Annotated in this window: 17 protein-coding genes; 13 read left to right on the forward strand and 4 right to left on the reverse strand. The window is 39.6% G+C overall.

Annotated features, from left to right (window positions below; all coding sequences use genetic code 11):
* Positions 1-250 precede the first annotated feature (250 nt).
* Positions 251-490, forward strand: coding sequence for a helix-turn-helix domain-containing protein (locus H5079_RS16525; RefSeq protein WP_011328906.1), 240 nt, complete (start codon positions 251-253; stop codon positions 488-490).
* A 75-nt stretch (positions 491-565) separates the two neighbouring features.
* Here the strand turns inward: H5079_RS16525 and H5079_RS16530 are convergent, their stop codons facing one another.
* From H5079_RS16530 to H5079_RS16545, 4 genes are read right to left on the reverse strand one after another with little or no spacing between them, the layout of a single operon-like run.
* Positions 566-1,945, reverse strand: a complete 1,380-nt coding sequence (locus tag H5079_RS16530) for an AmpG family muropeptide MFS transporter (RefSeq protein ID WP_011328905.1) — start codon at positions 1,943-1,945, stop codon at positions 566-568.
* Positions 1,946-1,995: 50 nt separating this feature from the next.
* Positions 1,996-2,616 (reverse strand): peptidylprolyl isomerase, encoded by a 621-nt coding sequence (locus H5079_RS16535; RefSeq protein ID WP_086993910.1) that lies wholly within the window; start codon positions 2,614-2,616, stop codon positions 1,996-1,998.
* A gap of 2 nt (positions 2,617-2,618) precedes the next feature.
* Positions 2,619-3,179 carry a YajG family lipoprotein gene (locus H5079_RS16540; RefSeq protein WP_011328903.1) on the reverse strand — a complete coding sequence of 187 codons (561 nt, stop codon included), beginning with the start codon at positions 3,177-3,179 and terminating at the stop codon, positions 2,619-2,621.
* A complete protein-coding gene (locus H5079_RS16545) occupies positions 3,180-4,328 on the reverse strand; it encodes a methyltransferase (RefSeq protein WP_011328902.1) in 1,149 nt (382 codons plus the stop codon).
* Positions 4,329-4,371: 43 nt separating this feature from the next.
* Between H5079_RS16545 and H5079_RS16550 the strand changes: the two genes are divergently transcribed.
* The 12 genes from H5079_RS16550 (at position 4,372) to H5079_RS16605 (ending at position 15,174) form a co-directional block, all read left to right on the forward strand.
* Entirely contained in the window at positions 4,372-4,962 is a 591-nt protein-coding gene (locus H5079_RS16550; RefSeq protein WP_182684502.1) for an alpha-ketoglutarate-dependent dioxygenase AlkB, read from the forward strand.
* A gap of 62 nt (positions 4,963-5,024) precedes the next feature.
* Positions 5,025-5,330 carry a BolA family transcriptional regulator gene (locus H5079_RS16555; protein ID WP_011328900.1) on the forward strand — a complete coding sequence of 102 codons (306 nt, stop codon included), beginning with the start codon at positions 5,025-5,027 and terminating at the stop codon, positions 5,328-5,330.
* 116 nt (positions 5,331-5,446) lie between these two features.
* Positions 5,447-6,640: an enoyl-ACP reductase FabV gene (gene fabV / locus H5079_RS16560; protein WP_086993907.1), complete on the forward strand. Its 1,194-nt coding sequence runs from the start codon at positions 5,447-5,449 to the stop codon at positions 6,638-6,640.
* Between the two features lie 345 nt (positions 6,641-6,985).
* Positions 6,986-8,329 (forward strand): Na(+)-translocating NADH-quinone reductase subunit A, encoded by a 1,344-nt coding sequence (locus H5079_RS16565; protein ID WP_011328898.1) that lies wholly within the window; start codon positions 6,986-6,988, stop codon positions 8,327-8,329.
* A gap of 4 nt (positions 8,330-8,333) precedes the next feature.
* Positions 8,334-9,536: an NADH:ubiquinone reductase (Na(+)-transporting) subunit B gene (locus H5079_RS16570; RefSeq protein WP_011328897.1), complete on the forward strand. Its 1,203-nt coding sequence runs from the start codon at positions 8,334-8,336 to the stop codon at positions 9,534-9,536.
* The gene (locus tag H5079_RS16575) at positions 9,529-10,302 is read left to right on the forward strand and encodes a Na(+)-translocating NADH-quinone reductase subunit C (RefSeq protein WP_011328896.1); all 774 of its coding nucleotides are present in this window, start codon (positions 9,529-9,531) and stop codon (positions 10,300-10,302) included. The genes H5079_RS16570 and H5079_RS16575 overlap by 8 nt, the downstream gene beginning before the upstream one ends.
* Positions 10,302-10,934 (forward strand): NADH:ubiquinone reductase (Na(+)-transporting) subunit D, encoded by a 633-nt coding sequence (locus tag H5079_RS16580; RefSeq protein WP_011328895.1) that lies wholly within the window; start codon positions 10,302-10,304, stop codon positions 10,932-10,934. Before H5079_RS16575 ends, H5079_RS16580 begins: the two co-directional genes overlap by 1 nt.
* 10 nt (positions 10,935-10,944) lie before the next feature.
* Positions 10,945-11,553, forward strand: a complete 609-nt coding sequence (gene nqrE / locus H5079_RS16585; RefSeq protein ID WP_011328894.1) for an NADH:ubiquinone reductase (Na(+)-transporting) subunit E — start codon at positions 10,945-10,947, stop codon at positions 11,551-11,553.
* An 18-nt stretch (positions 11,554-11,571) separates the two neighbouring features.
* Positions 11,572-12,804, forward strand: coding sequence for an NADH:ubiquinone reductase (Na(+)-transporting) subunit F (gene nqrF / locus H5079_RS16590; protein ID WP_011328893.1), 1,233 nt, complete (start codon positions 11,572-11,574; stop codon positions 12,802-12,804).
* 159 nt (positions 12,805-12,963) lie between these two features.
* On the forward strand, positions 12,964-13,995 hold the full coding sequence (locus H5079_RS16595) for an FAD:protein FMN transferase (protein WP_182684503.1): 1,032 nt from the start codon (positions 12,964-12,966) through the stop codon (positions 13,993-13,995).
* Between the two features lie 94 nt (positions 13,996-14,089).
* Positions 14,090-14,302 carry a (Na+)-NQR maturation NqrM gene (nqrM, locus tag H5079_RS16600; RefSeq protein ID WP_011328891.1) on the forward strand — a complete coding sequence of 71 codons (213 nt, stop codon included), beginning with the start codon at positions 14,090-14,092 and terminating at the stop codon, positions 14,300-14,302.
* A gap of 452 nt (positions 14,303-14,754) precedes the next feature.
* Complete coding sequence (locus tag H5079_RS16605) at positions 14,755-15,174, forward strand: hypothetical protein (RefSeq protein WP_041454755.1); 420 nt, start codon at positions 14,755-14,757, stop codon at positions 15,172-15,174.
* The last annotated feature ends 7 nt before the right edge of the window (positions 15,175-15,181 follow it).

The raw sequence follows: 15,181 nt of genomic DNA on the forward strand, positions 1-15,181 counted from the left end.
AATGAGTTAATAGTATACAATATATAAGAATGAGACGGGCAAAATTTCATTCACCACCACAATAAGTAAGTATTATTTATAGCGTTTTTTAGCTCACAATGAGTAATTAGTAATTAGTAATTAGTAATTATTAATTAGTAAAGCTGAGTTGCAATCAATGCCCAATTAGGCTGTTGTGCAGTGTACTCACTGAGCGCTATTAATAAATTGCATCAATTAGTATTTACACCGCATTAAGTAGGAGATGTACATGATGGGTAAAACAGTTTCATCAGAAGAAAATGCAAAACTGACCAAATGGCTTAAAAGTAAACGTCATGACAAAGGGCATACAATGCGCAGTTTAGCGCAGTTATTGGGTACACCACATTCGTTTATTGGCAAAATTGAAAACCAAGAGCGCCGCTTAGATGTAATTGAATTTGTGCGCTACTGTAATGCACTCGAAGTTGATCCGCATGAGGCATTAAACTTACTTAAAGTTGATTAATAGCCGCAAGTTACTTGGCATATTTTAATGCACCTTTAAATATGCCAAGTAAATAATTTATTTTAAGTATTGAGTTTAAGTATTTTGGTGATAATTACGCTCTAGCTGATACAGTTTATGACGAATTAAGTATAAAAATATCAACGATGGCAACACCATTAATGCCGTAAGAATAAAAAATAGCGACCAGTTACCCGCTAGCCAATCATCTATTACTACCCCACTGTAACTCGACAGTAAAGTACGCCCTAAATTACCCAGCGACGCAAGTAACGCATAATGTGTTGCACTAAATGCTCTATCGCATAGCATGGATATAAATGCCACCATAGCTACTAGCGACCATGCCTGAGTAAAACCATCAACCACAATAGCCATGGCGTATAAATGCTCTTGTGGGCCGGCAAGTGCAATCCAAGAAAACATTAAATTAGATGCCGCCATTGCCACACCACTAATAAATAAGCCTTTAACAATGCCGTATTTATGATTAAAAATACTGCCTAAAAAGGCAAATACGATGGTAATTAATCCGGTGCCTAGCTTAGAGTAATTGGCTATTTGGGTATTACTAAAGCCAACCTCTTTATAAAATACAATCGACATGCGAGCTAAAAACGCTTCGCCAATTTTAAATAAGAAAATAAATGCAAGCAGTGCCAACGCGGTTTTAACGCCATTTTTAGCAAAAAAGGTTTTAAACGGATCAACCACAGTAACTGCAAGCCAAGCGAGTGTTTTAGTTAATGGTGTTTGCTTGCTGGCGGCAAGTTTTTCAAGGTATACCCGCTCAAGCTCAGCGTGCACTGCTTCGCGGTTTGATTCGGGTTCTTTTGCCCAAAATACACAGCTCATTAGTAGCAGCATTATGGCGGATAAAAAGTAGTATACTTGCGGCCAATCTATCGAAGGTATATCGGCCATATAAAACGGAATGGCCCCAAGTAGCGCATAACCCGACCACCAACCCGAGGTTGCCATGGCAGCGGCGGCGGTCGCTTTGTGAGATTCATTTTCGCCCAGGGCGTCTATTCTAAAAGCGTCAATAGCAATATCTTGAGTGGCAGAGGCTATGGCTATTAATAAACAAAGTGCGGCGACGAGCGCTAAATTGGCTTTTAAATCAAGCCCTGCTAATAGCAGTGTGCCAAGTAAAATAAAGCTTTGGCAAAACAGTATCCAGCTTCGGCGTTGGCCTAACCATTTGTATAAAAAGGGTAGTTTGGTACGATCAATTAACGGCGACCATAAAAAGTTAATGCTGTAAGCGCCAAACACAATGCCAAATAAGCCAATCATACTGCGGCTTAAGCCTTCGTCTTTTAGCCATGCCGACATTACAGAGCCAATCAGCACCCATGGAAAACCACTACTCATACCAAATATAAAAATATTGATAAGGCGTTTGTCTTTAAAATAAGAAAAATATTCGCGAATAGAGAGTGTTTTGCTCATAGGGCCTTCATTGGCTTTAACACAGAGCAGCTAGGCTGCTCTTTTAATTGTTACAGGGGAACTTGTTCAAGTAATTTAATATTTAAAATAACTACAGGCTCTTTGGGTACAAAGTCGTAGCCAATTTTTTCGTTAAATCCGGTTTTTACCGCCATAATTTTATCTAGCGTGTCGTAGCCGTCCATTACATTGCCAAATACCGCAAACCCCCATTCTCTGCCAGGGTTTAAATGGTCGTTATCGTCCATATTAAAAAAGAATTGGCGCGTTCCTGAATGAGGTTGGCGGTCTTGATACGCCATAGCTATGCTATACATATCGTTTTTTAAGCCATTACCGCTTTCGTTAAAAATAGGATCGTTTTCGTGTAGTCCATCGTAGTCTTTATCGTAGCCGCCACCTTGAATAACAAAGTCGCGGTCGTTTTCTACATCACGCTCAATACGATGAAACACACTGCCTTGATAGCTTTTATCCATTACGTAGGTTAAAAAGTTATTTGCAGTAATGGGGGCTTTAGAGCGGTCAAGCTCAATCACTATGCTACCCAGTGAAGTGACTATTTCAACACGCGGAAAAATATTATCTTTTTGTACAAAACGGCCTTCTTTAGCAGCAAGCGTAGTGGTACTAAAGAATAGGCTTAAGCAGATTAAAAAAAGTCGTTTCATTGTTAACCTTCTAAAAATTCTATTAATTCAGGGTCAGATACAATGCGGGTAATAATTTGCTCAGTCAACTTATTAAGCTGACCTTCTATTTTTGCTCTGTCGTGCCCCAGTGGCCCTGCTAAATTAGCATTGCCTCGGTATACTTTGCTAAAGTTACTGGTAGCGCGAATAACACGCACGCCAAACTCTATAGAAGCCGCGCTGGTGTGGCTCATTAGTTTTTCGGTAACAACTGCTTGCAAAGCATGAATATCTACTTCAAAGCGCACCGTGGCTAAGTTAGAAATGCTGGCACCGTTACGACTTAGGGCGCTGTCGAGCGCACTTTTTACTGAGGCTGTAATACCATGGCTGGCAAAAGTTTTGGTTTTGTCAGACTCTATAAGTTTTAAGGTGGCAGTATCGCCTCTTAAATCAATTACACTGGTACTTAAGCTGCTGTTGATTGAACTTATTTGCCCATTTTTATAAACAGGATTAAGTATTATCTGATTTGGCTGATTACTACATGCAGGCAGTGCCAAAAACACCAACCAAGGTAAAAGGTATTTTATAATTTGCATTTATAACATTCCGGTATTTTTTGTGGCACTAAGTACAACAAACTTTTTGTTAGAACCTAGTAGCTTGCAGTTACCAAACATACGGTTTAGTTTGTCGTGGTAATCTAAATGACGGTTACCAATAATACGCAATTCGCCACCTTCTTTTAAAGTATCTTTTGCTTCTTTAAACATTTGCCATGCAATGTGGTCGGTAACCGCTTGAGCTTGATGAAATGGCGGGTTACATAGCACCATATCAACACTGTCGCGCTCAAATCCCGATAAACAGTCATTTTCAACAAATGAACATTGCTCATATTTAGCTTCCATATTGAGCTCTACATTCAAGCGTGCCGATTCAACGGCCATATACGACTCATCAACAAAAGTAATATTTGCATTTGGGCAACGCGATAATGCCATTAAACCCACCACGCCATTACCACAGCCTAAATCAATAATGCTTTTAGCTTTATTGGTTTCTGGTAAGTAGTTAAAAAAGAACCGTGCGCCAATATCTAATGAATCACGCGAAAACACATTTGCATGGTTACTAATAGTAAAGTCAGTGCCTTCAAGTGGCCAATTTACCGGAAAATCAGCGGCTTTATACCCACCTTGTGCGTGGCTTATAATTAAGCGTGACTTTTTAACCGCTAAACTTGTTTTTGTTTCGCCAATAAACTGCTCAAACGCTTTAATTGTTGAATTATGCACATCTTTTGTTTTTGCCGCGGCAATAACAGGCGTTCCGGGTGCAAGCACTTCGCTAAGCTCAGACAGTTGATACTGTAAAAAGCCTAATGTGCGTGGTACTTTAATAAGTACCAAATCAACTTGTTCAGGTAAAGCCGATAAACTATCGAGCTGGCTAAAGGTAATAGCAGGTATTTTATTCTCTGCTAAGTTATAAGCTGCTGCTTGGTGGCTAATATAAGAGTCGTTTACTGAACAAACAGTTAATTGCTTGTGGCTAAAATAACAAGAAAGCGCGCCAAAACTATCATTTAAAATCAGCAAAGAGCGACAATCAGGATGATGTTCGCTAACATAGTCGATTAAATATTCGTCGGCTGAATCCCAAGCTTGTAAGCTGCGGTTTTTTTGATCCAAAGGAAAGCGTTCAAGAGTAAAGGTTTTATCGCCGAGCTGTGCTTGCATGGTCATAATAGTTTAGTGATCAGTAATCAAATGATAGGTAAATTCTAACATGCAACGGCCAAACGCCAACCCCCAACTGTTACCAAATGGCTTTTCTTATCAAAGTAGGGCGCTTAGTGCACAAAAAAGCCTCGATTTGTTCTACTATTTACAGCAAAACCTGTGTTGGCAGCAGCCTAATGTTACGGTTTACAATAAAACGGGGCCAATTCCTCGGCTGCAGTGTTTTATCAGTGAAAACAATATTGAGTATGGTTATTCTCACAGTAAGTTAATAGTAGAGCCTTGGCCTGATGTTTTACTGGCAATGCGCAAACGTTTAGAGCGGCATTTAAACCAGCCATTAAATTCACTATTAGTAAATTATTACCGCGATGGTAACGATACTATGGGGTGGCATAGCGACGATGAAGCAGAGCTTGGCCATCAACCTACTATTGTTTGTATATCGCTTGGGGCTGAGCGAGTATTAAAACTAAAACACAAAGCTAGCAATAAAGTTACTGATTTAAAGCTCCGTAGCGGCAGCTGTTTAATTATGAGTGGCAATAGTCAGCGCGACTATCAACACGCTATTGCTAAGCAAACTACCTTGGCTCATCCGCGAATAAGTTTAACCTTTCGCTTGATAAAGCGTTAGCCATTAGGCTTAGCAAGTTGCTATAGTGGGCTTATAAATAAGTAACAATAATGGTTTATGTCATGCAGCAACAAATTCAACAAAAAATCAGCGATGCAATTGCCTGTAAGCATTTAAATGTAATTAACGAAAGCCATATGCACAGTGCTGGCAGCGACTCGCATTTTAAAGTGATAGTGGTTAGCGAAGAGTTTGCTGGTAAGCGCTTATTACAGCGCCATCGCGAAATTAATGAAATTTTAAAAGATGAATTAGCCAATCATATTCATGCACTGGCTATTCATACTTATACGCCAGATGAGTTTGCTGAACATAATGGTGAAGCGCCTGATTCACCCAATTGTATGGGTGGCTCTAAGTCAGCTTAAACAATTAATAGCGATTTGATTGATGTTTACACTCAAGATTAACTGATCAGATCAGTGTTTTTAGTATTAGCCTTTAAACTAGCGCTAATTTTTATTGTAAAGATATAGGATGATCAATGGTCATTAAGCCTAAAATTCGTGGATTTATCTGCACCAATGCCCACCCAGTGGGCTGTAGCGAACATGTTCAAGAACAAATTAATTATGTAAAGCAACAAGGTGCATTAAAAAATGCCCCTAAAAATGTATTAGTTATTGGTGCCTCTACAGGCTATGGCCTTGCATCGCGTATTACTGCGGCGTTTGGTGGCGGTGCTAAAACATTAGGTATTTTCTTTGAAAAAGAAGGCACTGAGCGCAAAACGGGTTCTGCAGGTTGGTACAATACAGCTGCATTTCAAAATGCTGCAGACGAAGCAGGCCTTTGGTCAAAAAATATTAATGGCGATGCGTTCTCAAACGAAATTAAGCAAAAAGCAATTGATACTATTAAAGCCGATTTAGGCAAAGTAGATTTAATTATTTACAGCTTAGCGTCTCCGCGTCGTACCGATCCTAATACCGGTGAAGTGTTCTCATCTACGCTTAAGCCAATTGGTAATGCAGTTACAACTAAAAACCTGAATACCTCAAAGCGTGAAATTGATGAAATAACCGTTGAAGCGGCAAACCAAGATGATATCGACAATACTATTAAAGTAATGGGCGGTGAAGATTGGGAAATGTGGATTGATGCACTAAAACAAGCCGATGTGCTAGCCGATAACTTCAAAACCACTGCTTATACCTACATAGGTAAAGAGCTAACATGGCCAATATACGGGCATGCAACGATTGGTAAAGCAAAAGAAGATTTGGATCGTGCAACGGCTGCTATTAAAGCTTCGACTAGTGATTTAAATGGCGAAGCGTATGTATCGTCACTTAATGCGGTAGTAACACAAGCTAGCTCGGCTATTCCTATTATGCCTTTGTATATTTCTGCTTTATTTAAAGTAATGAAAGCCGATGGCACCTACGAAGGTACTATTGAGCAAATACAGGCGTTATTTAGCGAAAACTTATACGGCGACACGCCACGTTTTGACGAAGGCGGTCATTTATTCCAAAACTATAAAGAGCTAGAAGATGACGTACAAGCACGTATTCAAGCTATTTGGGATAAAGTAGATACTAGTAGCATTGATGAACTAACCGATTATGTTGGTTATCATAATGAGTTTTTACGCTTGTTTGGTTTTGGTATACAAGGCGTTGATTATGAGCAAGAGGTTGACCCTGTTCAGCCTATTGCGAATATGATTGACTAATCAATTGTACAAAACAGTTTGAAAAGTCGCCTAGTGCGACTTTTTTATTACTGATTTTTTTATAAAAATAATGTTTCTTAGTAAACGTACAACTTTGGTCTAGCTTGAATTTTATTAAATAGCTACATCAAGCGTAAATAAGTCTTTCTCTGGTATAATTTTTATAAATACACTCGCATAGTGTTGCACAATGATGTTAAAATCATAGCAATATGTGAGGAGTTTTACTGCGTTGCTTGTTTAGTATTTATAGCAAGTTAGTTTTACACAACTTGTTATAGTTAATATGGCGACGTGGTTGATACGATTTTTCAGTTTCTTTCCGTTAATGTAGTGCAAGTGCGTATGATCAATATAAAAAAAGGTCTGGACTTACCCATAGAGGGCGCTCCTCAGCAAGTTATTCATGATGGTTCTACCGTCAAACGTGTAGCTGTGCTAGGTGAAGAATTTATCGGTATGCGTCCAACCATGCATGTTCGTGTGGATGACCAAGTGAAAAAAGGCCAGGTACTTTTTGAAGATAAAAAGAACCCAGGTGTATTATTTACTGCTCCAGCTTCTGGCACAGTAAAAGAAATTAATCGTGGTGCTAAACGTGTACTGCAATCTGTTGTTATTGAAGTTAACGGCAGTGAGCAAATCACCTTTGGTACTTTTTCTGATGCCGAGCTTTCGAGCTTAGATCGTGAAAAAGCCAAAGAAGTACTTATACAGTCTGGTCAGTGGACAGCACTTCGTGCTCGCCCATTCAGTAAAGTAGCGGCAGTGGATGCAAATCCTAGCTCTATTTTTGTGACCGCAATCGACACTAATCCACTTGCTGCAGATCCTGCGGTAATTATTGCTGAAAATGTGCAAGCATTCGAAGCAGGTTTAGCTGTTGTGTCGCGTTTAACCGACGGTAAAGTATTTGTTTGTAAACAAGCAGGTAGCCAAGTTCCTAGCTCATCTATAGCTCAAGTAGAAGTACATGAGTTTGGTGGTGTGCATCCGGCTGGCCTTGTTGGCACACATATCCATCATCTTGATGCAGTATCTATTAGCAAGCAGGTTTGGCATATTGGTTACCAAGACGTTATCGCCTTTGGTCACTTATTCCTTACCGGTGAAATTTACACTGATCGTGTAATTTCTCTTGCAGGTCCTCGCGTTAAAAACCCTCGTTTAGTGAAAACACAATTAGGTGCTTCATTGGATGATTTAGTTGCTGGCGAATTAGAAGACGGTGATAACCGTGTTATTTCTGGTTCAGTATTGTCAGGTTCTATTTCAAACGGTGTTCATGCATTCTTAGGTCGTTACCACGTTCAAGTATCTGTTTTACTTGAAGGTCGCGAAAAAGAATTGTTTGGTTGGATTGCACCAGGTAGTGATAAATTTTCCGTAACGCGTACCTTTATTTCTCACCTTGCACCGAGTCGTTTATTTAAAATGACAACGTCAACAGGTGGTTCAAAACGTGCCATGGTACCAATTGGTAGCTATGAGCGTGTAATGCCGTTAGATATTTTGCCAACTCTATTATTACGCGACCTATTGTCACGCGATGTAGACAGTGCAATGTCATTAGGCGCGCTTGAACTAGATGAAGAAGATTTAGCGTTATGTACCTTCGTTTGTCCGGGCAAATACGAGTATGGCGCAGCCCTACGCGATTGCTTAACTACGATCGAGAAGGAAGGCTAGAGAGATGGGTTTAAAAAAATATCTTGAAGATATCGAGCCGAATTTTGAAGCCGGTGGTAAATATGAAAAGTTTTATGCTCTGTATGAAGCAGCAGCAACTATTTTTTATACACCAGGCTACGTAAATAAAGGCGCGACACACGTTCGTGACAACATCGACCTAAAACGCATGATGATTTTAGTGTGGATGGCAACGTTCCCTGCTATGTTTTTTGGTATGTTCAATATTGGTCATCAGGCCGCTGGTGCTTTAGCACAAGGTTTTGAACTAGCTAATATATGGCAAGTTGATTTGTTTCAACTGTTAGGCGGTCAATTAACCGCTGATGCAGGCTGGGGCGCTAAAATGTTCTATGGAGCGTGTTTCTTCCTACCAATTTATGCAGTTACTTTTGCTGTAGGTGGTTTTTGGGAAGTTATATTTGCTTCAGTGCGTAAACACGAAATTAACGAAGGTTTCTTCGTAACATCAGTGTTATTTGCACTTATTTTGCCAGCAACTATTCCTTTATGGCAAGTTGCGCTTGGTATTACATTTGGTGTTGTAATTGCTAAAGAAATCTTTGGTGGTACAGGTCGTAACTTCTTAAACCCTGCGTTAGCTGGTCGTGCGTTTTTATTCTTCGCATACCCTGCACAAATTTCAGGTGACACAGTATGGACAGCAGTAGATTCGTTCTCTGGTGCGACTATGCTTGGTCAAGCGTTTGTTGGCACACTTGATTTTTCAAACATGGAGTTATGGTGGAATGCGTTTTACGGTTTCATTCAAGGTTCTGTAGGCGAAACATCGACACTTGCATTATTAGTGGGTGGCTTGTTCCTTATTTACGTGCGTATCGCTTCTTGGCGCATAGTGCTAGGTGTATTTTTCGGTATGGTAATCACTGCATTACTGCTAAATACAGTTGGCTCTGAGACTAACCCCGTATTTGCTATGCCTTGGCATTGGCACTTTGTACTAGGTGGTTTTGCGTTTGGTATGTTCTTTATGGCTACCGACCCTGTGTCTGCTGCATTTACCGATAAAGGTAAGTTAGCTTATGGCGCGCTTATTGGTTTTATGGTTGTTATGATCCGTGTTGTGAACCCTGCTTTCCCAGAAGGTATGATGCTAGCAATCTTATTTGCTAACTTATTTGCTCCACTGTTCGATCACTTTGTAGTGCAAGCTAATATCAAACGGAGGTTGGCACGTAATGTCTAGTAATAACGAATCAATCGGTAAAACGTTAGCAGTAGTTGTTGCGCTATGTTTAGTGTGTGCAATTATCGTATCGTTTGCTGCTGTACAGCTTCGTCCTTTACAGCAAGCTAATAAAGCGAAAGATATTCAAAGTAATATCTTAGTTGCAGCGGGAATCGGAAAAGTTGAAAATGTTTCTGAAACATTCAACAACAAAATCGAAGTACGCTTAGTTAATATGAAAACGGGTGAGTCTTTTGCAAGCGACTCAAGTGAAGAAGTTCAGGCTAAGGTTAATGCATTTGACTTTGAAAAAAGCAAATTTGACCCTAAGCTAAGCTTTGCGCTTGCTGAAAAAGGCATTACTGATATTGCGGGCATTCAGCGCGTAACGACAGAGGCACCTGTATACATCTCTAGAGCAGATAATGGGTCAGTTGACACTATTATTGTTCCTATTCAAGGTTACGGTTTATGGGGCTTAATGTATGGTTTCCTTTCGCTTGAAAATGATGGCGAAACAATCAAAAACATTATCTTTTATAAGCATGGTGAAACACCTGGTTTAGGTGGCGAAATCCAAAATCCACAGTGGACTGCAAAATGGGAAGGTAAAGAATTACCTATCGATGTTGTAAAAAGTGGCGCTAGCAATGAGCATCAAATTGATGGTCTATCGGGTGCAACTTTAACGTCTAACGGTGTTGATAATACAGTTGACTTTTGGACTGGTGACAATGGCTTTGGTCCATTCCTTGCGGAAGTACGTAAAGGAGCATTGAAATAATGGCTGATACTAAAGAAATGAAAGCGGTCCTATTTGGCCCGGTTTTAGCTAACAACCCAATCGCACTACAAGTACTTGGTATTTGTTCTGCGCTAGCGGTAACATCTAGCTTAAAAAACGCATTAATCATGTCAATTGCTTTGACCTTGGTAACCGCGTTTTCTAGCTTCTTTATCTCGACTATTCGTAACCAGATCCCATCGTCAGTACGTATTATTGTACAAATGACGATTATTGCATCTTTGGTAATTGTTGTTGACCAAGTACTACAAGCATTTTCTTACGCTACGGCAAAAGAGCTTTCGGTATTTATCGGTCTAATTATTACTAACTGTATTGTAATGGGTCGTGCTGAAGCATACGCAATGAAGTCACCGCCACTTATGTCGTTTCTTGACGGTATTGGTAACGGTTTAGGTTATTCAGTAGTACTACTTACCGTTGGTTTCATTCGTGAACTATTTGGTAAGGGTTCACTATTCGGTGTTGATATTATCCCATTAGTACAAAATGGTGGTTGGTATCAACCTATGGGTCTATTGATATTACCACCGAGTGCATTCTTCATCATTGGTTTATTCATATGGGTACTACGTACTTATAAGAAAGACCAAGTAGAAGCTAAAGCGTAAGGGGCACACAGTGGAACATTATATTAGTTTATTTGTAAAAGCCGTTTTTATTGAAAACTTAGCGTTATCATTCTTCTTAGGCATGTGTACTTTTTTAGCAGTATCTAAAAAAGTAACCACATCAATTGGCCTAGGTGTAGCGGTTATTGTTGTATTAGGTATTTCGGTACCAGTTAATAACTTAGTTTACCATGCAGTGTTAGCACCGGGTTCACTTACGTGGCTTGGTTACCCAGATGCAGATCTTAGCTTTTTACGTTTCTTAACTTTCATTGGTGTTATTGCAGCACTTGTGCAAATTTTGGAAATGGCATTAGATAAGTTCTTCCCAGCACTTTACAACGCGTTAGGTATCTTCTTACCACTAATCACAGTTAACTGTGCAATTTTTGGTGCGGTATCTTTCATGGTTGAGCGTAACTATAACTTCGGCGAGTCTGTGGTTTATGGTATTGGCGCTGGTGTTGGTTGGGCACTTGCAATTACATTACTTGCAGGTATCCGTGAGAAAATGAAATATTCAGACGTTCCAGATGGCTTACGTGGTTTAGGTATTACCTTTATTACTGTTGGCTTAATGGCTCTTGGCTTTATGTCATTCTCTGGTATTTCACTGTAAAGGTAGCGAGGATAAATCATGGGTTATACTGATATTTTCTTAGGAGTTGGTGTTTTCATCGCTATCGTTGTACTACTAGTTTTAGTGATCATTGGTGCTAAATCTCAGTTAGTTGCAAGTGGCGATATCATCATTGGGATTAATGGCGACCCAGACAAAGCCATTAAAACATCAGCAGGTAGCAAGCTATTAGGCGCGCTATCTGAGTCAGGTATTTTCGTATCTTCTGCATGTGGTGGCGGTGGCTCTTGTGGTCAGTGTCGTGTACACATTAAAGAAGGTGGCGGCGATATTCTGCCAACTGAACTTGATCACATTTCTAAAGGTGAAGCCCGTGAAGGCTGTCGTTTAGCGTGTCAGGTAAATGTTAAAAATGACATGGAAATTGAGCTTGAAGAGTCAATTTTCGGTGTTAAAAAATGGGATTGTGAAGTTATCTCTAACGATAACAAAGCAACGTTCATTAAAGAACTTGTACTACAAATTCCAGATGGCGAGTCAGTGCCGTTCCGTGCGGGTGGTTACATCCAAATTGAAGCGCCAGCTCATCATGTTAAATATGCTGATTTCGATGTTCCAGAAGAGTATCGTGGTGATTGGAACCATTTTGGTTTCTTCGACCTGGAGTCAAAAGTAGACGAAGAAACAATTCGTGCTTACTCAATGGCTAACTACCCAGAAGAAGAAGGCATCATTATGCTTAACGTGCGTATTGCTGCTCCACCGCCAAGAAACCTAAGCCTGCCATGTGGTAAAATGTCTTCGTACATTTGGTCACTAACTAAAGGCGATAAAGTAACTATTTCTGGTCCATTTGGTGAGTTCTTCGCTAAAAATACTGACGCAGAAATGATCTTCGTTGGTGGTGGTGCTGGTATGGCGCCAATGCGTTCTCATATCTTTGATCAACTTAAACGTTTGAACTCTAAGCGTAAGATGAGCTTTTGGTATGGTGCACGTTCTAGACGCGAAATGTTCTATGTTGAAGATTTTGACGGCCTAGCTGCTGAAAACGATAACTTCGTTTGGCACACCGCGCTTTCAGATCCGCAAGCAGAAGATAACTGGGAAGGCTACACAGGCTTTATCCATAACGTGTTATTTGAGAACTATCTTAAAGATCACGAAGCCCCTGAAGATTGTGAGTACTACATGTGTGGTCCTCCAATGATGAACGCGGCAGTTATTACTATGCTTAAAGATTTAGGTGTTGAAGACGAGAATATCTTACTAGATGATTTCGGTGGCTAATAGCTAAATGGGTTGAATCTATTTCAACCCTTAAAGGTCAACAAGATCTATATCAAAACAACTTAGTTTTGGTTAAAATATCAGCCTCGTAGCATATTATGCTACGAGGCTTTTTTATTCATAAAGTTTTATTCTTAAATTAATAGAAGTAGGGTTGTGATGAATCGTGTAAGTATTCCCCAAGGCATAATGGCCTTGTTTTTAATATCGCTGATTTTTTTACTTAGTGGATGTAATGAAAAACCGCAGCCAGAGAGCTTTTACCTAGAAGGTAAAACAATGGGTACTACTTACCATATTAAATTTTACGATGAGCAGCCTCAGCGCGACGTAGTAGTGCTTAAAGAGGAAGTTGATGCTGTTTTACAAGATATAAATCAGTCTATGTCAACGTACATACCTGACTCTGAAATAAACACTTTTAACCGTTTACCAGCCAATGAAGTAATGCCAATAAGTGCAGACTTTAGAGCGGTTGTTACTGAGTCAATTCGATTAGGCGAATCAACTAAAACTCTCGATGTTACTATGGGGCCGCTCATTGATTTATGGGGTTTTGGCCCTAATAAAAAACCAACTAAGCGCCCAAGCGATGTAGCCCTAGCAAAAATGCTGGCAAATATTGGCGTTGATAAACTTACCTTAACTGAGCAAGGTTTGGCTAAAACCGTTGATGGCTTAGAGCTGACGTTTTCGGCAACCGCTAAAGGTTATGGCATAGATAAAGTAGCGCAACTTTTAGAAAGCCATAATATTAGTAACTATATGGTAGAAATTGGTGGCGAGCTGCGTATAAGCGGTGTTAAACCCAATAATCAAGACTGGAAAATAGCCATTGAACAACCTGATGCACAGCCAGGTGAGCGTGAAGTGCATCGAGTTTTAGCGCCCGGTACCAATGGTATTGCTACATCGGGCGATTACCGTATTTTTTATGAAATGGAAGGTGAAACATACAGCCATTTAATCGATCCAGTAACAGGTATGCCTAGCCGTCACGATTTAGTATCGGTAACCGTATTGCACCCAAGTGCTATGACAGCAGACGGGCTTGCAACGGCATTAACCGTAATGGGTATGAAAAAAGCCCAAGCTTATGCACAAAAACATGATTTACCAGTGTATTTAATAGGAAAGTCAGATGAGGGTTTAATAACATATTCAAGCCCTGCATTTAAGCCTTATTTATAACGCTTAGGTTTATATTTTAATCACTAAGGTATATAATAACAGTTGCTCAAATATGTTTGAGCCTAATTTATTGCTGAACAATAGGGGCTAAGCAATGTCACTTTTTCTTCTTACTTTTACTTTACTTATTTTGATTGTGGCAGCGATGGCTGTGGGCATGATTGTACAAAAAAAATCTATGGCTGGTAGTTGTGGTGGCCTAGGTGCCGTAGGTATTGATAAAGCCTGCGATTGCGATGATCCATGTGATAAACGTAAACAGCGCATGGCAAAAGAGCAAGTTTGGAAAGAAAATCAAATTATGTAACGTATTTTTTATTTAAAACATACGTGTAAAAAAAGCCCCCAATATTTAATTATTGGGGGCTTTTTTATATGCGTTATTAATAGCAGAGTAATAACGCATATAAAACGAAAACTAACTTAAGGCTAATTAAATTGTTATTGAACTGGACGTTGTTTTATCAATATAAATAAGCAAAATTTGATTAGGTATAAAAATTAATGAAGTAAAAATGCTAAATATTTATTATTTTTTCTTGTGCAGCCCACTCGCTTTGTTATACTCACGTTCGAACTTTCAATAAGTTTTGAAAGTTTGATTGATGCAAATCAATTTCCACTTAGCAAGTTTGTGCTAGTCGGATCTAATTGTATTTAGCAGCTGATTTTAGGCTTACAGCAGGTGTGATTTGCTATTTTTCATTATTTGCGTATTGAGTTATTTTTGTTATTAGTCATTTAAGTAGGTTAATGTCTTTGAACGCACTATCTTGTAATCATACTAATGTTCAGCTTGCCTTTGGCGAGAGTGCATTGTGTGGGCGCTTGAATAAGGCTGGAAAAGGCGTGTGCGTGGCTATAACATTAGTCGTATTTAATACCCTAATGCTGCTAAGCGGAGCTGCAGAGGATGCATTTAGCCTTGAAGCTTTGTTAAGCGATAACACTTTTGTAGAGCCGTTATTACTAACAATTGCTGAATTTTTAGCTTATCCGATTATTTCTAGCCAGTTACTTATTGGCCTTTGTTGGTTATTGTTTCATACATTTTCAGCACGTCGTGCTGGAATAATCCTCCGTAAAGCAGCCTTTGCTTTTAGCGAGGCTAAAGTTAGCCAACCAGTGCAAGCCGCACATGGTTGTCGTGCTCCACCTAGCTTTACAGGTTGTCTGTAAGGTTACC

It is taken from the genome of Pseudoalteromonas sp. SG44-5, from assembly GCF_014164175.1.
Taxonomy (GTDB): domain Bacteria; phylum Pseudomonadota; class Gammaproteobacteria; order Enterobacterales; family Alteromonadaceae; genus Pseudoalteromonas; species Pseudoalteromonas nigrifaciens.